Origin of the sequence: uncultured Marinobacter sp. (assembly GCF_947259545.1) — a bacterium.
Lineage (GTDB): Bacteria > Pseudomonadota > Gammaproteobacteria > Pseudomonadales > Oleiphilaceae > Marinobacter.
Genome location: NZ_CAMYMK010000008.1, coordinates 372674 through 393419, shown reverse-complemented (window position 1 = coordinate 393419; position 20746 = coordinate 372674). Strand labels below are relative to the sequence as shown.

Below are 20746 nucleotides of genomic sequence, written 5' to 3'. Positions count from 1 at the left end.
CCGGGGGCTTTTGCGTGGACAAGCGGGTGAGATAGCGACAAACCTGACAAGACACCAGAAGCCCCCGGCACCGAAAGGTCCCGGGGGCTTTTTTTTGCGGAAGAAAAAGGGAAAAACGACCATGAACGGCGCACAGCACATTCTTGAAGCGTTCCACCGCCACAACATCAGTACGGTTTTCGGTTACCCGGGCGGTTGCATCATGCCGCTATACGACGCGCTGGTGGACGACGTGGGTGTGGAACATGTGCTGTGCCGCCATGAGCAGGGCTGCGCCCTGGCCGCCGATGGCTATGCCCGGGCCAGCGGCAAGCTGGGCGTTTGCATCGCCACCTCCGGCCCCGGCGCCACCAACCTGATTACCGGGGTTGCCAATGCTCACCGGGATTCCATTCCCATGCTGGTGATCACCGGGCAGGTACCCTCCGGCCTGATCGGCACAGATGCATTCCAGGAAACCGACGTGCTGGGCATGACCCTCGGCATCGTTAAACACAGTTACCTGGTGGATGACGCTGACACCCTGCCCGGCATCATGGAAGAAGCCATCGAGCTGGCCCAGAGCGGCCGGCCGGGACCGGTGTGGATTGATATCCCCAAGGACCTGTTACTCACTGACGTTGCCGATGCCCCCTGCTCCCGGCCGGAGCCACAGCACGGCGGCTGCCCGGATCTGACCGAAGCACTGACCATGCTGCGCAGTGCCCGCAAACCCCTACTTTACAGCGGCGGCGGCATCAGCCTGGCCCACGCAGAGCACAGTTTCCGCGCGTTTGCCGAGTCGTCAGCCATGCCCTCTGTGGTAACCCTCAAGGGCATCGGGAACGCCGGTAAACACAATCCCTACAACCTCGGCATGCTGGGGATGCACGGCTCCCGAGCCGCCAACAAGGCGGTCGACGAATGCGATCTGTTGCTGGTAATCGGCGCGCGCCTGGACGACCGCGCCACCGGCAACCTGAACGGTTTCGCCCCCAACGCCAGGATGATTCACATTGACGCCGACGCTGCTGAAATCAACAAACTGCGTCCGGCCGATCTGGCCATTCGCGGAGACCTGAACGACATCCTCACCGCATTGACCACTGCCTTGCAGGACAAACCACTGGCCATCGGCGAATGGCGGAAACAGTGCCGTACCTGGCACACCACGGCCGGCTTCCACGCCGCCGATAATGAAGAAGCTTTGGCGCCCATCACCGGCCCGGCGTTTATCCGCCAGCTCTCGCGTGTTGCGCCAGACGATACGGTCATTGCCTGCGATGTCGGCCAGCACCAGATGTGGGTCGCCCAGCACTACGAGTTCGACCACCCGCGCCATCACCTCACCAGCGGAGGCCTCGGCACCATGGGGTTCGGCCTGCCCGCCGCCATCGGTGCCCAGTTTGCTGACCGTAACAGCACCGTTATCAACGTGACGGGCGATGGCTCGTTCATGATGAACGCCCAGGAGCTGGCCACCATCCGCCGCTACAACCTGCCGGTAAAACTGATCGTGATGGACAACCAGTGCCTGGGCATGGTGCGCCAGCAGCAGGAGCTGTTCTACAACAACCGGGAAAGCCAGATCAATCTGGACGACAACCCCGACTTTGTAGCCATGGCCAGGGCCTTCGACATCCCGGCCCTACACATTGAACGCACCGACCAGATCCGCCGCGGCATTGAAACCATCCTGGCCTACAACGGCCCAATGCTGCTGCACGTAGCCATCAGCCGGGAAGAAAACGTATGGCCCATCGTCAAACCCGGCGCCAGTAACCGCGACATGATCGACGAAACCGCCCGTACGTCCAAAGCCAGCAAGGAGCAAGTTGCATGAACCCGCAAAGCCAGCCTTCAACACCCAGCTATACGATTAACTGCCGAATGACCCAGGAAGCCGCAGCCCTGGAGCGGCTGTGCCAGGTGGTCCGCATCCGCGGGTTCCGGATCGCCACCATGGCGGTTGAAACCGCCGGCGAGCATCTGAACATCGCCCTCACCCTGGAAGGCACTCGGCCGATAGCCATGTTGCAGTCGCAGCTGGAGAAGCTTCATACGGTTGCCGAGGTTGCCTTGGGCTCTGGTTCTGCGGCCCGGTCTCGTTCGGCCTAAGCTCGAAGTTGCGATTCTTCCAGCCTGAGGTTTGGCGGGCATGGTCTTTCTGTAGCCTGAGGTTTAAAGGGCAGGTACGGGGGTGGGGGTATCTTTTCTTCGGGGAAAACAACTCGCTTCGCTCAGACATCTTTTCCCTGTCAGAAAAGATACCCCCACCCCCCTACCGACGGGCAGAAACGATATGTCTGAAGAACAAGAGAACAAAAAGTCTTTAAGCCGGTGAACCCGTGTTGCACGTCGGCGCGGGGTGGTAGGTGGATTTTTCGCCGGAAAAAGGTGTCTGAGCGAAGCGAGTTCTTTTTCCAAGAAAAACTCCACCTGCCACCCCGCAAGCCCGCCCCTCAACCCACAGGCTACAAGGACGGAAACTCCAAGGTTACAGGCCCTGAGATTACCAGGCTTTGTAGGGCAGGAACTTGCCATTCATCGTGACCACAACGCGGTCGCCCTTCGGATTCTCTTCCTTCTCGATGTCCATGGTGAAATCGATGGCACTCATGATGCCGTCGCCGAACTTCTCGTGAATGAGTTCCTTCATGGTATCGCCGTATACACCGACTACCTCATACAGGCGGTAGATCAAAGGGTCCTGGGGAACGGCGCCGTCCCAGGCTTTCTTGGGGCAGACCTGCAGGGCTTCCGCCACCGGCTTGTCGAGGCCGAGGATTTCACACAAAGCGAAGGCTTTGTCTTCGGTCAGGCTGTTCATGCCCAGGGCTGCCGATGTTGTAAACACCGGAGACATGCCGATGGTTTCGGCGATGGCTTCCCAGGTCATGCCCGTTGAAACTTTGGCCTCCAGGATTTTGGCGGTCATCAGTTCTTTGTTCATCATGGCTGTTTCCTCTCTTAAGTTTTAACGTCAGGCATTCACCGCACGGGCGGCAGTGTCAGATTCGGATTCGGTTTCAGATTCAGCGGACGCTGGCTTTGACTGGGCAACGCCTTTGGCGGGCTCAATGAATTTCGGGCTGCCGTCTCTCTTGGGCAGAGCCGAGCCGCTCCGGTTAACCAGGAAGTCCACCAGGTAGTCCCGGGTTTTGTGGTAGGCCGGGTTCTGGAAGATGGTGGCGCGGGCCCGCGGATGGGGGATGTCCACTTTCACGCTTTCAGCGATGCGGGCGTTGGGGCCGTTGGACATCAGGAAGATGCGGTCAGAGAGCAAGATGGCTTCGTCCACATCATGGGTGATCATGAACACGGTCTGGCGGGTTTCTTCCCAGATTTTCACCAGCTCGTCCTGAATCACACCCCGAGTCAGGGCATCGAGAGCACCGAAGGGTTCGTCCAGCAGCAGGAGTTCCGGCTGGGTGGCGAAGGCCCGGGCGATACTCACCCGCTGGCGCATACCGCCGGAGAGCTGAGACGGCTTGCGGTTCATGGCATGATCGAGGCCCACCATCTTCAGATAGCGCTCGCTGTGCTCTTTCACCTTTTCCTTGGACCACCCCGGCCAACGGGCGCGCACGGCAAAGACAATGTTGTTCAGGGTGGTTTTCCAGGGCAGCAGGCTGTAGTTCTGGAACACGACCCCGCGCTCAAGGCCGGGGCCTTTGATTTCCTTACCATTCATCACCACGTTGCCGGCGCTGGCTTCGTCCAGACCTGCCAGCACGTTCAATATGGTGGATTTACCGCAACCGGAGTGGCCGATAATGCAGACGAACTCGCCTTTCTCCAGGGCAAAGCGGATATCCTCGAAGACGGTCAGCTCGCCGCCCTGGCCGTCCGGGTAGACTTTGCACAAACCATCTACTTCCAGGAATGATTTACTCATAACAGGTCTCCATTCGGAGGGTTGAGGCCGGCACCACTTACCGGTGCCGGACCGCTCACTCTTTGTACTCCACCAGCTTCTGGGCCTTGCCCAGAGCCAGGTCGAGCAGCATGCCCACTACCCCGATCATCAGGATGGAGAAGATCACACTGGCCAGATCCAGGTTGTTCCACTCGTTCCACACGTAGTAGCCAATGCCGGTGCCGCCCACGAGCATCTCTGCGGCCACGATGACCAGCCAGGCGATGCCGATGGAAATCCGCATACCGGTCAGGATGGTGGGCGCCGCCGCCGGCAGGATTACTGTGATGGCGGTGCGCAGCGGACCGAGTTCGTGAGTTCGGGCCACGTTGACCCAGTCCTGCCGGACATTGGCAACACCAAAGGCGGTATTGAGCAACATCGGCCATATCGAGCATATAAAGATGACGAAGATGGCCGATGCGTCGGAATCCTGAATGATGAACAGGGCCAATGGCATCCAGGCCAGAGGAGAAATTGGCCGAAGCAACTGAATATAGGGATTCAGTGCCTTGTACATGAGTGGCGACATGCCAATCAGGAAACCCACCGGCAAGGCAATAGCCATGGCTGCCAGGTAGCCGGTCAACACCCGATAGACTGAATAGGCCAGCTGAATACCGATACCCTTGTCATTGGCGCCAGCGTCATAGAATGGATTGGACAGTTCAGCCCATGCCAGTTTGATGACTGCAGAGGGCGGTGGCACCCGGGACTCCTGGTCGGCACCGCCCATCAACATTTCGTACTCAGTCATTCCGGTCTGGGCCTCCGGCGGCTGCGTCGCCATTTCCCAGAGTCCGAGAGCCAGAATCAGGAACGATATCGACAGGATCGCCGCCCGAATGTTCAGGGAGGCCATAGTTACACCCTCCCTATGGCAAAGCTGCGGGCGTACTCTTCCGGGCGATTCGGATCAAAGGTTTTGCCCATGATGGTATGGGTCTTGTAGGTTTTATCCGGAGCGGCATACCCCATTTCTTCCATCAGCTTTCCGGTCTCGCCGGCCAGGTAGACCTGCTCGGCAATGCCTTTGTAATCGACGTCCCCCTCGATATAACCCCAGCGCTTCATTTGGGTCAGGATCCACATACCCATGGAATGCCACGGGAAGGGATCAAAATCGATCCGATCCGGCACGTTCTGAATCTCTCCCAAACCATCAGCGTAGTAGCCGGTCAGTACCTGCTGGATCACCGGCACTGGCTGGTTCAGGTAGTTTTTGGGCGCTATCGCCTCGGATATTTCTTTACGATTATCAGGATTATTGGAGTACTGGGTGGCGTCGATAATTGCCCTGAGCAACGCGCCGTAGGTGTTCGGATTCTCGGTAGCAAACTGCTGGCTGCACGCGAAGGCACAACACGGGTGGCCTTCCCAGATGTCCTTGGTGAGCATGTGAATGAACCCCACCTTCTCCCACACGGCACGCTGATTAAACGGATCCGGGGACAGGTAGCCATCCAGATTACCGGCGCGCAGGTTGGCAACCATCTCGGGTGGCGGAACCACGCGAATCTGCACGTCCTTGTCTGGGTCGATGCCGTTCTCGGCCAGGTAGTAACGCAGCAGGAAGTTGTGCATGGAGTATTCGAACGGCACCCCGAACTTGAAGCCTTTCCACTGCTTCGGATCCCGCTTGTCTTTATGATCAACATGCAGAACGATGGCCTGGCCATTAATATTTTCAACCGCAGGCATGATGAACGGTTCCGGTGTGGACCCCGCACCCATGGTCATGGCGAGGGGCATGGGTGTGAGCATGTGGGAAGCGTCGTATTCGCCCGCCAGGGATTTGTCCCGGGCCACCGCCCAGCCGGCGGTTTTGGTCACCGTCACGTCCAATCCATAACGCTCATAGAACCCCATCGGGTGCGCCATGATGATGGGCGTGGCACAGGTGATCGGCACAAAGCCGACGTTCAGTCTGGTTTTCTCAAGCTTGCCGAGAGATTCCTTAACAGCCGCCTTGGCCTTATCCATGGGGAAAACGCTGCCAAGCAACGCCGCTGCCGTGCCCGCGCCCATCATTTTCATGAAACTCCGGCGGCTGTGATCGTTATGGCCGAAAACAGATCGGACGACCGCACTCTCGATGGCCCGATCCATCATCTCCTCGGAATCCATTCCCTCCCCGGGAACCGAGGCATCCTGGCTCGGTGATTGCTGCGGTTCCTGAGACATCGACGGCGCCTTTTGCCCGGGTTTGCATTCCGGACAACCGCAGGTTTTGGCGTGGATCAGTGACTGGTCACCGTCAAACGGATTGCCAAGGCTTTTCGTGGTCATGGGGCACTCTCCCTACTCTCGGATTGTTTTTGCACTCTCGCGGTGCAGCAAAGGCGCAGCTCGGGTCCAGTGCGAATATTTCGCCGGACCGGTTGCGATTTCTGGGAGAGCTATCGCAGGGTTTGTGCCAAGTCCCGGAAAATTATTACCTATCTGTTTTATATGGTTTTTATTCAGAGTTATCGAATCCAGCCAACGACGATATTTCGTAATTAACGATTTTTCGTAGCCGTAACTGCGATGTTTCGTAGTTGGCACAAGGTTTGTTTTGTCCTTTACGGAATGACACAGGACAGCGCCATGAGCCACGAAACCACCGCCATCCCCAAAGCCACCACCAATTGGATTGATCATCTGCCAGAAGCCGCCCTGCTGGTGGACGCTGGCCGGGATCTTATCCTGGCAGCCAACAGCGCCATGGGACGGATGATTGGCACCGACCGGCAATCTCTGACAGGCACTCCCTGCACCCACCTGTTTACCGACCAGCGCCCGCAACTGATTGCCTTTACTGAGGAGACCCTGTTCCGCAGCCACGGCTGGAGCCGGGACTTTATCCTTCAGCATCGGGACGGCCACACAGTGGAGCTGGAGATCTCCTCCTCTCGGGTCGGCGAGGCGGAATCACGGAACCTATTACTATTGCTCCGGGACCGGCGCCAGCTACGCACACTGCGGGAACGACACAATGCCAACCACTACCACCGGGGCGGGCTGCTGGAATGGCGACGGGTTGAAGAGCTGTTCAAGGACATGGAGCGGGAGAATCAGTTGATCCTGCATGCTGTCGGGGAAGGTATCTATGGCGTGGATGCCGAAGGCCGCACCACCTTCGCCAATCCCGCAGCGGAACGTATGCTGGGCTGGCGAATGGATGAACTCATGGGGCGGGTCATTCACCGGGTGGTACATCATTCCCACGAGGACGGCAGCCTCTACCCCCTGAAAGAATGCCCTATCTACGCTGCTTTCCGGGATGCCAGTGTCAAACGGGTGGGCGAAGACTGGTTCTGGCGCAAGGACGGTAGCGGATTCCCGGTTGAATATACCAGCACGCCCATCCTGGATAACGGCCACCCGGTCGGTGCTGTTGTCGTATTCCGGGATATCTCACCGCGCCTGCAGGCACAGAAGGAACTTCAGAAAGCACTGGAAGAGGTAGAGAGCCTCAAGCATAGACTGGAGATGGAAAACGCCTACCTGCAAGAAGAGCTCAGCGCTGAATACCACTTTCACGAAATATTTGGCCAGAGCGAGGCCATCAAAGCCATCGTGCGGCGGATCGGTATGGTGGCGCCCACCGACGCCAACGTGCTGATCACCGGTGAATCAGGCACGGGCAAGGAGCTGATCGCCCGCGCCATCCACCAGTCCAGTAGCCGACGGGACCGGCCCCTGATTCGGGTGAACTGCGCCGCTATTCCCAAAGACCTGTTCGAGAGCGAGTTCTTCGGCCACATCAAAGGCGCCTTCACCGGTGCCATCAGTGATCGCGTCGGCCGATTCGAACTGGCTGATGGTGGCACGCTGTTCCTGGACGAAGTGGGCGAAATTCCCCTCGAGCTGCAAGGCAAACTACTGCGTGTTCTGCAGGACCAGCAATTTGAGCGTGTAGGTGAGAACCACACACGGGCCGTGAATGTCCGGGTGATTGCCGCCACCAACCGGGACCTGAAAGCGGAAGTACAGAACAAAACCTTCCGGGAAGACCTCTACTTCCGCCTGAACGTGTTCCCCATCGAGTCCGTGCCACTGCGTCGTCGCCTGGAGGACATTCCCATCCTCGCACAGGAGTTCCTGAACCGGGCCTGCCAGAAATTCAACAGGCCTCAGCTGGCCCTTAGAGAACGTGACGTTGAAACCCTGAAAGCCTACCACTGGCCCGGCAATGTGCGGGAGCTGGAAAACGTAATTGAGCGCCAGGTAATCACCGCCGACGGCCGGCTGGATCTGGACCTGCCCGGGCCAGACTCCGCAGCCCGCACCACAAAGGCAGACACGCCCCCGGCCCGGCATTTCAGCGATGAATTAATGACAGAGCAGGAGCTACGGGAGCTGGAGAAACAGAATCTGGCACGAGCCCTGACAATGAGCAGTGGCCGGGTATTCGGGGATGACGGCGCGGCCGCCATGCTGGGCATCAAACCCACCACCCTGACCTCGCGTCTGAAGAAGCTGAAGATCGAACCCAGGAAGTTTCAGGTCAGACAGGTAACGTCAGATTTTCCATAATAAACCCAGGACACAGCATTAACACGAACATTGGTACAATGCTGACAAATCATATGGCCCACCCGTGATTGTCACCAAGGATATCGTGTCATGCACAACCTGACGTTCTCCTCACACTATGCCCGAGCCGTCCTGCACGGGCTGGAGGAACGGGGGCTGCCTATCGCCGATCTGTTACACAAAAACGGCATCGATCCGGATTTCATCTACCCGCCACGGGCACGGCTGCCCACCGAGCAGTTCATTCGACTGTTCCGCATGACGTGGAAAGTGCTGGATGATGAATTCATGGGGCGCACTACCGAGCCTTGCCGGGTCGGACATTTCCATCTGATGGGATCCCTGGTGGTGCACAGCGCCACCCTGGAAGACGTTATCCGACAGAGTATTCGATGCTACCGGCTGTTCAATCACGACATTGAGATCGAACTGAACACCGAGGGGGAAGAAGCCGAGCTGACCATGACCCATCGCCATCCGGAGCTGGACCCGGATCAGTTCCTGATTGAATGGCTGTTGATGGTGTGGCACCGGCTGGTAGGGTGGTTGATCGGGCGCAAGATAGTGCTCAGCCACGCCACCTTTCAGCACGGGCTGCCCGGCCATTTCGATGAATACCGTTTTGTCTTCCCGTGCCAGTGTTACTTCGACCAGGAACGCAACAGCCTGTTCTTCAGCAAGGCGTATCTGACCATGCCGGTCACACGGACACCGGAGGAACTCGACGAGTTCGTCCTGAGTTCGCCCCGAAACCTGCTGGTCTGGACCGACGATGACGACAGCCTGACCACCCGGGTTCGAAGACTGCTGGAAGGGATGGAACAGGATCGCTTGCCGACTCTGGAGACGATGGCGGATCACCTCAACATGACCAGCAATACCCTGAGCCGCAAGCTCAAATCCGAAGGCAGTGCCTATCAGAAGATCAAGGACAACCTGCGGCGGGATCAGGCGGTCACGTTGTTGCTGCGACCGAACCTGACCATCACCGAGATTTCATCCCAGCTGGGGTTCACCGAGCCCGGCGCCTTCTCCCGTGCCTTCAAGCACTGGACCGGGCTCAGCCCCCTCGCCTACCGCAAGCAGGACTATTAGGCCCGCTTACAGTAACTCGATGGCAACCGCTGTACCTTCGCCTCCACCGATGCACAGCGAAGCAACCCCACGCTTGAGGCCCCGCTGTTTCAGTGCGTTCATCAGGGTGATGATGATGCGCGAACCGGACGACCCGATCGGGTGACCGAGGGCGCAGGCGCCGCCGTACACATTGACCTTCTCGGCCGGGAGCTTCAGTTCGTTGATCGCTGCCAGGGTCACCACGGCGAAGGCCTCGTTGATCTCGAACAGATCCACATCGTCCACCGTCCAGCCCGCCTTCTTCAGTACCTTTTCGATGGAACCGATGGGCGCCAGCGTAAATTCGGACGGCAAACGGGCATGGGTTGCGTGGGCCACAATGCGCGCCTGGGGTGTCAGCCCCCGGGACTCGGCTTCCGCTGCGGACGCCAAAACCAGCGCCGAGGCGCCATCACTGATGGAACTGGAGTTGGCTGCCGTTACAGATCCGTCTTTGGCGAACGCCGGCTTGAGCGTCGGAATCTTTTCGGGGCGGGCGTTGCCCGGCTGCTCGTCGGTGTCCACCACCGTCTCACCACCACGGCCAGGCACACGTACCGGCGCGATTTCCGGTTTGAACCAGCCGCTCTCGATGGCCGCCAGGGATTTGTTCAGGGAACCAATGGCAAACTCGTCCATGGCTTCCCGGGTAATGTTGAACTTATCCGCCGTGCGCTGAGCAAATACGCCCATCAGACCGCCTTCGTAGGCATCTTCCAGGCCGTCCAGGAACATGCTGTCCATCACCTGGCCGTGCCCCATCCGCATGCCACCACGGGCTTTGGGCAGCAGGTAAGGCGCCTGGCTCATGTTTTCCATACCGCCGGCAATCATGACGTTGTTGGTGCCGGCCTTGATCTGGTCGTGAGCCATAATCACCGCCTGCATGCCGGAGCCACACATCTTGTTGATGGTGGTGCAACCGGAGCTGTCGGGGATACCGGAAGCGCGGGAGGCCTGGCGCGCCGGCGCCTGTCCCAGTCCGGCGGGCAACACACAGCCCATAATGACTTCCTGAATGTCCGCCGGCTGCAGACCTGAACGCTCAATGGCCGCCTTGATGGATACCGCACCCAGTTCCGGGGAGCGGACCGAACTCAGGGAGCCCATCATACCGCCCATGGGGGTTCTTGCTGATCCTGCTATTACTACGTCGTTGGTGCTCATGGTATTTGTCCTCTGGATTCGGTGCAGGGCCGAGTATGGGGAAGTCTTTCAAGGACACGCTGTGAATACGTCCATGTACGCTCGACCAAAACATCCATGTTTTGGACGGTCCCTGAAAGAAGTCCCCACACTCGCCCCTCTATCTTGTGAGTTGGCCCGCGGAAATCAGGCTTTGCCCAGTACCGAACGGGCAATGATCTCTTTCATCACTTCCGAGGTGCCGCCATAGATCCGCTGCACTCGTGCGTCTATAAACGCCCGGGAAATCGGATATTCCGTGGTGTAACCGTAGCCGCCGAACAACTGCAGGCAGCCATCCGCCACCCGGCACTGCATTTCGGTGGCGCTGTACTTGGCCATGGAGGCGGTCGGGGCATCCAGTTCGCCGCGGTCGTACTGATCGATACACTGGTCCACGAAGGCGCGGTTCACCCGGTAATCGGTTTCCATACGGGCAATCTCAAAGCGGGTGTTTTGCAGTTGGGCCAGTTTCTGGCCGAACAGTTCCCGCTCCTGGGCATACGCCACGGTCAGGTCGAGGGCACCGCGGGCAGCGGCTACACCGAGAGCACCAATCACCAGTCGCTCACGGGGCAGTTCCCGCATCAGGTACATAAAGCCCTGCCCTTCCTCGCCGAGCAACGCGGAGGCGGGGATGCGCATGTCGGAGAAAAACAGTTCCGAGGTGTCGCCGGAATGTTGGCCGATCTTGTCGAGATTGCGTCCCTTGCTGTAACCCGGCAGGGAGGTGTCTACCAGGAACAGGCTGATGCCACGGGCACCCGCGTTGGGGTCGGTCTTGGCCGCGACGATCACCATGTCCGCGTGCTGGCCGTTGGTGATAAAGGTCTTGGAACCGTTGAGGATGTAGTCATCCCCGTCCTTTACCGCGCTGGTGCGGATCGCCTGCAGATCACTGCCGGCGCCGGGTTCGGTCATGGCTATCGCGCCAACCGCTTCGCCGGAGACCATTTTCGGCAGCCACTGCTGCTTCTGTTCCTCATTGCCGATGTGGCTCAGATAGGGGGCGACAATGTCCGAATGCACCATCACGTTGGTGGACAGTGCACCGTAGCCCAGCCGCGCCAGCTCTTCACCGACGACCACGGAATACTGGAATGGCGCGCCGCAACCGCCGCACTCTTCCGGCACATCCACACACAACATGCCGGCATTTCCCAGGGTATTCCAAAGCTCACGGGGCACAATCCCGGATTTTTCCCAGCCTTCGTAGTGGGGTCTCACCTCGGCTTCCAGGGCCTTGATGACGGACTCCCGGAACATCTCGAGCTCTTCTTTATCAATCGGACTAGTCATAACGTTCTCCCATTTCCCCCAATCACTTCGGCGCCATGCGCAGGGCGCAGTCCAGACGAACCACTTCACCGTTGAGGATAGGATTGCGAACCATCTGATCCACCATCATGCCAAACTCCTCCGGTTTGCCGAGGCGCTTGGGAAACGGCAGGGTGGCCGACAGACTGTCCTGAACTTCCTGGGGCATGCCAGCCAACATCGGCGTCATGAACAGGCCCGGTGCAATGGTGTTCACCCGGATACCCTCACGGGCCAGTTCCCGGGCTGCCTGTAGAGTCAGCGCTACCACACCGCCTTTTGACGCACTGTAGGCTGCCTGACCGACCTGCCCCTCATAGGCAGCCACAGACGCTGTGGAAATGATTACCCCCCGCTCACCATCCGCGTTGGGTTCACGCTGCGCCATATCCGCTGCCGCCAGACGCAGGATGTTAAAGGTTCCGATCAGGTTCACCTGAATAACCTTGCTGAAACTCTCCAGAGGCATCACACCGTCACGACCCAGAATTTTCGCCGCCGGCCCGATACCGGCGCAGTTCACGGCCACACCACAGAGACCGTGAGCTTCACGGGCTGTCGCCATCGCCGCCTCAGCGCTTTCCGATGAGGTCACATCGCAGTGAACAAAAAGCCCGCCGATATCGCGGGCCACGGCCTCACCCTGCTCTTTCTGCACGTCAAAAATGGCGACCTTGCAGCCCGCCGCCGCCAGAGCACGCGCGGCCCCTTCACCCAATCCGGATGCACCACCGGTAACAATGGCCGGTACATTCTGAAATTCCATAGCGTTCTCCTTGTTGTCAGACACTCAAATCTGGTTGTTGTAAAGTGTGTTCCAGGCTCGGCTCCCATGCCATGACATATTCCGCCACAAAATTTGTTAAAAAATTCAATTCTGAAAATCGTCCCTTTTACACCCAAAATTTACTTTACGTTTACGTAAACTTTATCTAACCTTAGTCTAAAAAGGAAATCGCCATGGCAGAAGAAAAACGCACGTACAGCATCAGCGAACTCGCCAAGGAGTTCGACGTTACAACACGAAGCGTCCGCTTCTATGAGGATCAGGGCTTGCTGAAGCCCTCCCGACGGGGGCAGACGAGGATTTTCAGTTCGAAAGACAGAGTTCGACTGAAGCTCATTCTCCGGGGCAAACGTATGGGTTTTTCCCTGGCGGAGACCAAAGAACTGTTCGACCTGTGGGATGAAACCCTCACCGGCAACGAAAAGCAGTTACTGAAAATGCTGACCATTCTGGACAACAAACGCGCCCAGCTGGAACAGCAGAAGAACGACATTGCCCAGGCGGAAATGGAAATGGACACCGCCGAAGCGCGGTGCCGGGAAGCACTTGCAGACCTACAGAAGCGCAAGCGGCAACAGAAAGGTGCCGAGAGAGAGGCGCCAGCATCCGCTGAACAGAAATAATTTGCGAGAACAACAAGGTAGCCAACAATGAAATCACAATACACAGAGTTCAACTTCGGCCTAGGCGAAACCCTCGACATGCTCCGCGAGCAGATCAACGGCTTCGCCGCCTCCGAAATCGCGCCCCGCGCCGAGGAAATCGATCGCAACAACGAATTCCCCATGGACCTGTGGCGCAAAATGGGTGATATGGGCCTGTTGGGTATCACCGTGAAAGAAGAATACGGCGGCTCAGACATGGGCTACCTCGCCCACGTGATCGCCATGGAAGAAATCAGCCGTGCGTCTGCTTCCGTCGGCCTTTCCTACGGTGCCCACTCCAACCTCTGTGTAAACCAGATTCATCGCAACGGCACCGAAGAACAGAAGCAGAAATACCTGCCGAAACTGATCAGTGGTGAACACGTTGGCGCATTGGCCATGTCCGAGCCCAACGCCGGTTCCGACGTCATCTCCATGAAACTGAGCGCCAAAGACGCCGGCGACCACTACGTCCTCAACGGCAACAAAATGTGGATCACCAACGGCCCGGACGCGCACACCTACGTCATCTACGCAAAAACCGACACCCAGGCCGGCTCCAGGGGCGTCACCGCCTTCATCGTTGAACGCGATTACCCGGGCTTCAGCCGCCACCAGAAACTCGACAAACTCGGCATGCGCGGCTCCAACACCTGTGAACTGGTGTTCGAAGACTGCAAAGTGCCCAAGGAAAACGTCCTGGGCGGTGTTGGCAACGGCGCCAAAGTTCTCATGAGCGGCCTCGACTACGAACGCCTCGTCCTCTCCGGCGGCCCGCTGGGCATCATGCAGGCAGCGCTGGACGTCACCGTTCCCTACATCCGCGAACGCAAACAGTTCGGCCAGGCCATCGGCGAATTCGAACTGGTCCAGGGCAAAGTGGCGGATATGTACACCTGGATGAACACCGCCAAGTCCTACGTCTACATGGTCGCCATGTCCGCCGACCGCGGCGAAACCACCCGCAAAGACGCCGCCGGCGCCATCCTCTACTCCGCCGAAATGGCCACCAAACTGGCCCTGGACGCCATCCAGCTGCTCGGCGGCAACGGTTACATCAATGAATATCCGACAGGCCGCCTGCTGCGTGACGCCAAGCTGTACGAAATCGGCGCCGGCACGTCCGAAATCCGCCGCATGCTGATCGGCCGGGAACTGTTCCTGAACAAGTAAGTTTTACCGACCGGAAGACAGCACCCAAGTTTGACGAGGGGCTGCGGGCAGAGCGATTCGGGAATTTCGAAGGCCAAGGATGGCCTGAGAGAAGCGCACATGGATGTGCTCGTAGCGGTTCCCGAATCGCTCTGCCCGCAGGCCCGACGCACGGACTCCGATGCACGGACAAGAAGCCCTATGACTATACTCCAGAGCAAAATCAACACTCGGTCTGAAGAATTCGAGGCCAACAATTACTCCATGGCATCCGCCGTGGCCGACCTGCGGGATAAAGTGTCCACCATCCAGCAAGGCGGCGGCCCCACCTACCAGGAACGACACCTGGCACGTGGCAAACTGCTGCCCCGGGAACGCATCAACCAACTGCTGGATGACGGCTCCCCCTTCCTGGAAATCGGCCAGTTCGCCGCCTACAACGTCTACGACGAAGAAGTCCCAGCCGCCGGCGTCATCGCCGGCATCGGTCGGGTGTCCGGCACCGAATGCATGATCATCGCCAACGACGCCACCGTAAAAGGCGGCAGCTACTACCCGCTGTCCGTGAAAAAACACCTGCGCGCCCAGGAAATCGCCCTGCAGAACCGCCTGCCCTGTATCTACCTCGTAGACTCCGGCGGCGCCAACCTGCCACGACAGGACGAAGTCTTCCCGGATCGTGACCACTTCGGCCGCATCTTCTACAACCAGGCCAGAATGTCCGCCGACGACATCCCGCAGATTGCCGTGGTCATGGGCCTGTGTACCGCCGGCGGCGCCTACGTGCCTGCCATGGCTGACGAATCCATCATCGTCCGCAACCAGGGCACCATCTTCCTGGCCGGCCCGCCACTGGTTAAAGCCGCCACCGGTGAAGTGGTCAGCGCCGAAGACCTCGGTGGTGCGGACGTACACTGCAAGATTTCCGGTGTCGCCGACCATTACGCCGAGAACGACGCCCACGCCCTGGAAATTGCCCGGCGCAGCGTCTCCAACCTCAACCGCCGCAAACCGACCGACGTGGAGATCCGCAAGCCCAAGGCACCGCTGTACGACGCCGAAGAAATCTACGGCATCGTCGGCACCGACCTGCGCAAACAGTTCGACGTGCGCGACGTCATCGCCCGTATCGTCGACGGCTCCGAATTCGACGAATTCAAACGCTACTACGGCCAGACCCTGGTCACCGGCTTCGCCCATATCCACGGCTACCCGGTGGGCATCATCGCCAACAACGGCATCCTGTTCAGCGAAGCGGCCCAGAAAGGCGCGCACTTCATCGAACTGTGCTGCCAGCGCAACATCCCGCTGCTGTTCCTGCAGAACATCACCGGGTTCATGGTGGGCCAGAAATACGAGGCAGAAGGCATCGCCAAGCATGGCGCCAAAATGGTCATGGCCGTCGCCTGCGCCAACGTGCCCAAGATCACCGTACTGATCGGCGGCAGCTTTGGCGCCGGCAACTACGGCATGTGCGGCCGCGCCTACAGTCCGGACTTTCTGTGGATGTGGCCCAACGCCCGCATCTCCGTGATGGGCGGTGAACAGGCTGCCGGCGTGCTGGCCCAGGTAAAACGCGAGGGCATGGAGCGCAAGGGCCAGGAATGGAGCGCCGAGGAAGAGGCCGAATTCAAGCAACCGGTCATCGACAAGTACGAGGCACAGGGCCATCCCTACTACGCCAGCGCGCGCCTATGGGACGACGGTGTCATCGACCCGGCCCAGACCCGTGAGGTCGTGGCCCTGAGCCTGTCCGCCACCCTAAACCGCCCGGCCAAGCCAACACGCTTCGGCGTGTTCCGCATGTAATGGAGGACAGCGCCATGACCGATCAGGAATCAGCAGTAATGCTCAACCAACGCGCCAAGGGTGTCACCGAAGTGGTGCTCAACCGCCCGGACAAACGTAACGCGTTCGACGACGTTATCATCCAGCAACTGATCAACGCGCTGGAAAAAGTGAATGCCGACAAAAACACCAACATCGTGATCCTTCGATCCGAAGGCAAGCACTTCTCCGCCGGCGCGGACCTGGGCTGGATGCGCCGCATGGCGGACAACACCCGACAGGAAAACCTGGACGACTCACGAGAACTCGCGCGGCTGATGGACACCCTGAACCACCTCGGTAAGCCGGTGATTGGCCTGGTACAGGGTGCGGCTTTTGGCGGCGCCGTCGGCCTCGCCGCGTGCTGCGATATCGTTCTCGCAACGGAGAAAGCAAGTTTCTGTCTGAGCGAAGTGAAACTCGGCCTGATTCCCGCAGTGATCAGCCCCTACGTGGTACGGGCCATAGGCGAACGCCAGGCCAGGCGCTATTTCATCACCGCTGAGATATTCACTGCCCAACAAGCGGAGCACTTCGGCCTGGTACACGAAGTGTGTGACGACGTAGCCGCCATGGAACGCCGCTGCGACGAACTGCTGCTACAGCTCGCCCTCAACGGCCCGGAAGCCATGCAGGCGGCCAAGGATCTGGTGTTCGCCGTCAGCCACAAGCATATCGGCAATGACGTGATTGAAGACACCGCACAACGCATCGCCGACATCCGGGTAGGTGCCGAAGGCCAGGAAGGACTCAGCGCCTTCCTGAACAAGCGCAAGGCCAACTGGGTTCCGGAGGAAAAATAATGTTTAGCAAAATCCTGATCGCCAACCGGGGCGAAATCGCCTGCCGGATCATACAGACCGCCCACCGCATGGGCATTCGTGTCGTCGCCGTGTATTCCGACGCCGATGCCGACGCACGGCACGTGGCCATGGCCGACGAAGCCTTCAACATCGGCCCCGCCCCCAGCTCCGAAAGTTACCTGCGGTCCGACAAGATCATCGAGATAGCGAAGGAAAGCGGTGCCCAGGCCATTCACCCGGGTTACGGCTTCCTTTCGGAAAACACCCAGTTTGCCGAAGCCTGCGAAGCCAACGACATTGTTTTCATCGGCCCGCCCTCTTCGGCCATTGCCGCCATGGGCTCCAAATCCGCCGCCAAGGCGATTATGGAAAAAGCCGGTGTACCGCTGGTGCCCGGTTACCACGGTGACGACCAGTCACCGGAAACCCTGCGCGCCGAAGCCGAAAAGTGCGGCTTCCCGCTGCTGCTCAAAGCCGTCGCCGGCGGCGGTGGTAAAGGCATGCGTGTCGTTGAACGACTGGAGGACTTTGACGATGCCCTGGCCGCGGCTAAACGGGAATCCAAGAATGCCTTCGGCAACCCGGACATGCTGATCGAGCGCTACCTGACCCAGCCGCGCCACGTGGAAATCCAGGTGTTCTGTGATCAGGATGGCCACGGCGTTTACCTGGCCGAGCGGGACTGTTCCGTGCAGCGCCGCCACCAGAAAGTACTGGAAGAAGCGCCGGCCCCGGGCCTGTCGGAAGAAACCCGCAAAGCCATGGGCGAAGCGGCGGTGAAAGCGGCCCAGGCCATCAATTACGTGGGCGCCGGCACCGTGGAATTCCTCTACGACGTGGACGGCTCCTTCTTCTTCATGGAAATGAACACCCGCCTGCAGGTGGAGCACCCGGTCACCGAAATGGTCACTGGCCAGGACCTGGTGGAGTGGCAGTTGAAAGTGGCCTGGGGCGAGCCCCTGCCGCTGGAACAGTCCCAGGTGAAAACCCGGGGCCACGCCCTGGAAGCGCGGATTTACGCCGAAGACCCGGATCAGGACTTCCTGCCCGCCACCGGCAACCTGCGTTACCTGAGCACCCCTGACGAAAGCGTCCACGTGCGCGTGGACACGGGCGTCACCGAAGGCGACGAGATCAGCATCCACTACGATCCGATGATCGCCAAGCTGATCGTCTGGGATGAAACCCGGGACCAGGCCATTAACCGCATGGTGCAGGCCCTGGAGCATTACCGCATTGCCGGTGTGAAGACCAATATCCGCTTCCTTCACGCACTGGCCGATGCCCAGCCGTTCCGCGAAGCCGACCTGACCACCGGGTTTATCGATGAGCACCGGGAGCTGCTGTTCCCGAAGTCCAAACTGGACACCCACAAGGCCCTGGTACTGGCTGCCGGCTTCGTGCTGGAGCAGCGCAAGTCCCGGGAAGTGGTCAGCACCGATCCCTGGTCACCGTTTGGCCGCCAGAACAGCTGGCGCATGAACTCCGAATACGCCCAGCCGCTGAAGCTGCAGGTGGGCGAAGACATCCACGAACTCAAGGTGCTGGAACGGGACGACCGTTACCAGATGCACGTTGGCGGCAGCGTATACAACCTCACCGCCCGGCTGGACGACGACTACCTGCAGGCAGTGATCAACGGCCATCGCATCAGCATTCATGGCAACCTGCACAACGACAAACTGGTGCTGTTCTACGAAGGCGACACCTTCCAGTGCACCCTTTACCGGGAAACCTACGGCCTCGAGGAAATGGCCGGCGAAGGCAGCCTGTCAGCGCCTATGAACGGTGCCGTCGTCGCTGTACAGACTGAAGTGGGCCAGAAGGTTACAGCTGGCCAGAGCCTGGTCATCATGGAAGCCATGAAGATGGAACACGCCATCAAGGCCCCGGCCGATGGCGTGGTTACCGACATCTTCTTCGCCGAGGGCGACCAGGTGTCCGAAGGTGCCGAACTGATCGCCATTGAAGTCACCGCAGACGCGGAGAAGGAGGCAGGCTGATGGCCTTTCCGAAGAACGTGCGACTGGTTGAAATGAGCCCCCGGGACGGCCTGCAGAACGAACCCGGCCCGGTGATCGACACCGCCATCAAAACCGGACTGATAGAGCGGCTGGCCGACTGCGGCCTGACCCACATCGAAGCCGCCAGTTTCGTGTCCCCCAAATGGGTGCCGCAAATGGGTGATGCCGCCGAGGTCATGGCCGGCATCAACCGCAAACCGGGCGTTCGTTACTCCGTACTCACCCCCAACCTCAAGGGCTTCGAGAATGCCCTGGCAGCGGGGGTGGACGAAGTGGCCGTCTTTGGTGCCGCATCCGAATCCTTCAGCCAGAAAAACATCAACTGCTCCATCGCCGAAAGCCTCGACCGCTTTGCACCGGTGATGGAGGCTGCCAATAAAGCCGGCATCCCGGTGCGGGGCTATGTCTCCACCGTGCTGGGCTGCCCCTACGAAGGCGACATCGCGCCCGAACAGGTGGCCAAAGTCGCCAAAGCCCTGGCGGATATGGGCTGCTACGAAATCTCCCTGGGCGACACCATCGGCGTGGGCACACCGCTGAAAGCCAAGCGCATGCTCGAAGCCGTGGCCGCGCAGGTGCCAGTCGAGAAACTGGCCGCCCACTTCCACGACACCTATGGTCAGGCCCTGGGTAACCTCTACGCGGTACTGGAAGAAGGCGTAGCGGTGATTGATGCGTCCGTCGCCGGCCTTGGCGGCTGCCCCTACGCCAAGGGCGCTTCCGGCAATGTTGCCACCGAGGACGTGCTATACCTTCTGAACGGCCTGGGCATCGAAACCGGCGTGGACCTGGACAAACTGGTCGCCACCGGCGACTGGATCAGCCGCCAGCTCAGGCGCCATAACGGTTCCAAAGTTGGTCAGGCACTTGGAGGACAATGCGCATGAACCAGAACAAGAACGTGGTGGCCCTGGACCTGCCGATCCCCGAGATCCGCGACATGCCGGAAGACACCCAGAAGTACTTCCAGATTTGCCAGGAAAAACTGGGCATGATCCCCAATGTTCTGACCGCCTACAGCCAGAACCTGAAACAGCTCGAAGGCTTCACCCGCCTGTACAACGAACTGATGCTGGGCGAAGGCGAGCTGAGCAAGCTGGAGCGGGAAATGGTGGCCGTGGTGGTCTCGTCCGAGAACAAGTGCTACTACTGCCTGGTGGCCCACGGCGCTGCCGTTCGCCTGCTGAGCGGCGATCCCCAGTTGGGTGAACACATGGTGATGAACTACCGCAGCGCCAGACTCGACAAACGCCAGCGAGCCATGCTGGATTTTGCATCCCACCTCACCCGTTCACCGGCCACCGTCACCGAAGAACACATTCAGGCCCTGCGGGACGTCGGTCTCAGCGACCGTGCCATCTGGGACCTGAGCAACCTGATCGGTTTCTACAACATGTCCAATCGCGTGGCCATCGCCAGCGATATGCAGCCAAACCCGGAGTATCACAGCCAGACTCGCTAGCAGGTTCGAC

The 20746-nt window shown here is 59.4% G+C and carries 18 protein-coding genes; 11 read left to right on the top strand and 7 right to left on the bottom strand.

Features of this window, described 5'->3' with window-relative positions; all coding sequences use genetic code 11:
• The first annotated feature begins 121 nt into the window (after positions 1 to 121).
• Together ilvG and Q0Y21_RS13545 are read left to right on the top strand one after the other, a co-directional pair.
• Positions 122 to 1822, top strand: coding sequence for an acetolactate synthase 2 catalytic subunit (ilvG, locus tag Q0Y21_RS13550; protein WP_297796481.1), 1701 nt, complete (start codon positions 122 to 124; stop codon positions 1820 to 1822).
• The gene (locus Q0Y21_RS13545) at positions 1819 to 2097 is read left to right on the top strand and encodes an ACT domain-containing protein (RefSeq protein WP_297796480.1); all 279 of its coding nucleotides are present in this window, start codon (positions 1819 to 1821) and stop codon (positions 2095 to 2097) included. Before ilvG ends, Q0Y21_RS13545 begins: the two co-directional genes overlap by 4 nt.
• A gap of 394 nt (positions 2098 to 2491) precedes the next feature.
• Here the strand turns inward: Q0Y21_RS13545 and cynS are convergent, their stop codons facing one another.
• From cynS to Q0Y21_RS13525, 4 genes are read right to left on the bottom strand one after another with little or no spacing between them, the layout of a single operon-like run.
• Positions 2492 to 2935, bottom strand: a complete 444-nt coding sequence (gene cynS / locus Q0Y21_RS13540; RefSeq protein ID WP_297796476.1) for a cyanase — start codon at positions 2933 to 2935, stop codon at positions 2492 to 2494.
• Between the two features lie 27 nt (positions 2936 to 2962).
• The gene (locus Q0Y21_RS13535; RefSeq protein WP_297796474.1) at positions 2963 to 3877 is read right to left on the bottom strand and encodes an ABC transporter ATP-binding protein; all 915 of its coding nucleotides are present in this window, start codon (positions 3875 to 3877) and stop codon (positions 2963 to 2965) included.
• A 55-nt stretch (positions 3878 to 3932) separates the two neighbouring features.
• Positions 3933 to 4760 carry a nitrate ABC transporter permease gene (gene ntrB / locus Q0Y21_RS13530; protein WP_297796471.1) on the bottom strand — a complete coding sequence of 276 codons (828 nt, stop codon included), beginning with the start codon at positions 4758 to 4760 and terminating at the stop codon, positions 3933 to 3935.
• 2 nt (positions 4761 to 4762) lie between these two features.
• Positions 4763 to 6187 (bottom strand): ABC transporter substrate-binding protein, encoded by a 1425-nt coding sequence (locus tag Q0Y21_RS13525; RefSeq protein WP_297796468.1) that lies wholly within the window; start codon positions 6185 to 6187, stop codon positions 4763 to 4765.
• 300 nt (positions 6188 to 6487) lie between these two features.
• Here Q0Y21_RS13525 and Q0Y21_RS13520 point away from each other — a divergent pair, with 300 nt between their 5' ends.
• Together Q0Y21_RS13520 and Q0Y21_RS13515 are read left to right on the top strand one after the other, a co-directional pair.
• Complete coding sequence (locus Q0Y21_RS13520) at positions 6488 to 8419, top strand: sigma 54-interacting transcriptional regulator (RefSeq protein WP_297796465.1); 1932 nt, start codon at positions 6488 to 6490, stop codon at positions 8417 to 8419.
• 90 nt (positions 8420 to 8509) lie between these two features.
• Positions 8510 to 9514, top strand: a complete 1005-nt coding sequence (locus Q0Y21_RS13515; protein ID WP_297796462.1) for an AraC family transcriptional regulator — start codon at positions 8510 to 8512, stop codon at positions 9512 to 9514.
• A 6-nt stretch (positions 9515 to 9520) separates the two neighbouring features.
• On the opposite strand, the gene Q0Y21_RS13510 is transcribed toward Q0Y21_RS13515, so the two are convergent.
• The 3 genes from Q0Y21_RS13510 to Q0Y21_RS13500 all read right to left on the bottom strand — a co-directional run bounded on the left by Q0Y21_RS13510 (position 9521) and on the right by Q0Y21_RS13500 (position 12803).
• Entirely contained in the window at positions 9521 to 10702 is a 1182-nt protein-coding gene (locus Q0Y21_RS13510) for an acetyl-CoA C-acyltransferase (RefSeq protein WP_297796459.1), read from the bottom strand.
• 165 nt (positions 10703 to 10867) lie between these two features.
• Positions 10868 to 12019, bottom strand: a complete 1152-nt coding sequence (locus Q0Y21_RS13505; protein ID WP_297796456.1) for an acyl-CoA dehydrogenase family protein — start codon at positions 12017 to 12019, stop codon at positions 10868 to 10870.
• A gap of 22 nt (positions 12020 to 12041) precedes the next feature.
• On the bottom strand, positions 12042 to 12803 hold the full coding sequence (locus Q0Y21_RS13500) for an SDR family NAD(P)-dependent oxidoreductase (RefSeq protein WP_297796453.1): 762 nt from the start codon (positions 12801 to 12803) through the stop codon (positions 12042 to 12044).
• 194 nt (positions 12804 to 12997) lie between these two features.
• Here Q0Y21_RS13500 and Q0Y21_RS13495 point away from each other — a divergent pair, with 194 nt between their 5' ends.
• The 7 genes from Q0Y21_RS13495 to Q0Y21_RS13465 all read left to right on the top strand — a co-directional run bounded on the left by Q0Y21_RS13495 (position 12998) and on the right by Q0Y21_RS13465 (position 20736).
• Positions 12998 to 13447, top strand: coding sequence for a MerR family DNA-binding transcriptional regulator (locus Q0Y21_RS13495; RefSeq protein ID WP_297796450.1), 450 nt, complete (start codon positions 12998 to 13000; stop codon positions 13445 to 13447).
• 27 nt (positions 13448 to 13474) lie between these two features.
• On the top strand, positions 13475 to 14641 hold the full coding sequence (locus Q0Y21_RS13490; RefSeq protein WP_297796447.1) for an isovaleryl-CoA dehydrogenase: 1167 nt from the start codon (positions 13475 to 13477) through the stop codon (positions 14639 to 14641).
• A 180-nt stretch (positions 14642 to 14821) separates the two neighbouring features.
• A complete protein-coding gene (locus Q0Y21_RS13485) occupies positions 14822 to 16429 on the top strand; it encodes a carboxyl transferase domain-containing protein (RefSeq protein WP_297796444.1) in 1608 nt (535 codons plus the stop codon).
• A 14-nt stretch (positions 16430 to 16443) separates the two neighbouring features.
• Positions 16444 to 17250 (top strand): enoyl-CoA hydratase-related protein, encoded by an 807-nt coding sequence (locus Q0Y21_RS13480; protein WP_297796441.1) that lies wholly within the window; start codon positions 16444 to 16446, stop codon positions 17248 to 17250.
• Positions 17250 to 19253, top strand: coding sequence for an acetyl/propionyl/methylcrotonyl-CoA carboxylase subunit alpha (locus tag Q0Y21_RS13475; protein ID WP_297796438.1), 2004 nt, complete (start codon positions 17250 to 17252; stop codon positions 19251 to 19253). Before Q0Y21_RS13480 ends, Q0Y21_RS13475 begins: the two co-directional genes overlap by 1 nt.
• Positions 19253 to 20161: a hydroxymethylglutaryl-CoA lyase gene (locus Q0Y21_RS13470; RefSeq protein WP_297796435.1), complete on the top strand. Its 909-nt coding sequence runs from the start codon at positions 19253 to 19255 to the stop codon at positions 20159 to 20161. Before Q0Y21_RS13475 ends, Q0Y21_RS13470 begins: the two co-directional genes overlap by 1 nt.
• Positions 20158 to 20736 (top strand): peroxidase-related enzyme, encoded by a 579-nt coding sequence (locus tag Q0Y21_RS13465; protein WP_297796432.1) that lies wholly within the window; start codon positions 20158 to 20160, stop codon positions 20734 to 20736. Before Q0Y21_RS13470 ends, Q0Y21_RS13465 begins: the two co-directional genes overlap by 4 nt.
• Positions 20737 to 20746: the final 10 nt, after the last annotated feature.

What these genes read in the sequence shown, in the direction of transcription:
- Q0Y21_RS13470 (WP_297796435.1), top strand. Translation starts at nt 19,253, where the DNA reads ATGGCCTTTCCGAAGAACGTGCGACTGGTTGAAATGAGCCCCCGGGAC.
- Q0Y21_RS13485 (WP_297796444.1), top strand. Translation starts at nt 14,822, where the DNA reads ATGACTATACTCCAGAGCAAAATCAACACTCGGTCTGAAGAATTCGAG.
- ilvG (WP_297796481.1), top strand. Translation starts at nt 122, where the DNA reads ATGAACGGCGCACAGCACATTCTTGAAGCGTTCCACCGCCACAACATC.
- Q0Y21_RS13480 (WP_297796441.1), top strand. Translation starts at nt 16,444, where the DNA reads ATGACCGATCAGGAATCAGCAGTAATGCTCAACCAACGCGCCAAGGGT.
- ntrB (WP_297796471.1), bottom strand. Translation starts at nt 4,760, where the DNA reads ATGGCCTCCCTGAACATTCGGGCGGCGATCCTGTCGATATCGTTCCTG.
- Q0Y21_RS13500 (WP_297796453.1), bottom strand. Translation starts at nt 12,803, where the DNA reads ATGGAATTTCAGAATGTACCGGCCATTGTTACCGGTGGTGCATCCGGA.
- Q0Y21_RS13525 (WP_297796468.1), bottom strand. Translation starts at nt 6,187, where the DNA reads ATGACCACGAAAAGCCTTGGCAATCCGTTTGACGGTGACCAGTCACTG.
- Q0Y21_RS13505 (WP_297796456.1), bottom strand. Translation starts at nt 12,019, where the DNA reads ATGACTAGTCCGATTGATAAAGAAGAGCTCGAGATGTTCCGGGAGTCC.
- Q0Y21_RS13475 (WP_297796438.1), top strand. Translation starts at nt 17,250, where the DNA reads ATGTTTAGCAAAATCCTGATCGCCAACCGGGGCGAAATCGCCTGCCGG.
- cynS (WP_297796476.1), bottom strand. Translation starts at nt 2,935, where the DNA reads ATGATGAACAAAGAACTGATGACCGCCAAAATCCTGGAGGCCAAAGTT.
- Q0Y21_RS13495 (WP_297796450.1), top strand. Translation starts at nt 12,998, where the DNA reads ATGGCAGAAGAAAAACGCACGTACAGCATCAGCGAACTCGCCAAGGAG.
- Q0Y21_RS13515 (WP_297796462.1), top strand. Translation starts at nt 8,510, where the DNA reads ATGCACAACCTGACGTTCTCCTCACACTATGCCCGAGCCGTCCTGCAC.
- Q0Y21_RS13545 (WP_297796480.1), top strand. Translation starts at nt 1,819, where the DNA reads ATGAACCCGCAAAGCCAGCCTTCAACACCCAGCTATACGATTAACTGC.
- Q0Y21_RS13510 (WP_297796459.1), bottom strand. Translation starts at nt 10,702, where the DNA reads ATGAGCACCAACGACGTAGTAATAGCAGGATCAGCAAGAACCCCCATG.
- Q0Y21_RS13520 (WP_297796465.1), top strand. Translation starts at nt 6,488, where the DNA reads ATGAGCCACGAAACCACCGCCATCCCCAAAGCCACCACCAATTGGATT.
- Q0Y21_RS13535 (WP_297796474.1), bottom strand. Translation starts at nt 3,877, where the DNA reads ATGAGTAAATCATTCCTGGAAGTAGATGGTTTGTGCAAAGTCTACCCG.
- Q0Y21_RS13465 (WP_297796432.1), top strand. Translation starts at nt 20,158, where the DNA reads ATGAACCAGAACAAGAACGTGGTGGCCCTGGACCTGCCGATCCCCGAG.
- Q0Y21_RS13490 (WP_297796447.1), top strand. Translation starts at nt 13,475, where the DNA reads ATGAAATCACAATACACAGAGTTCAACTTCGGCCTAGGCGAAACCCTC.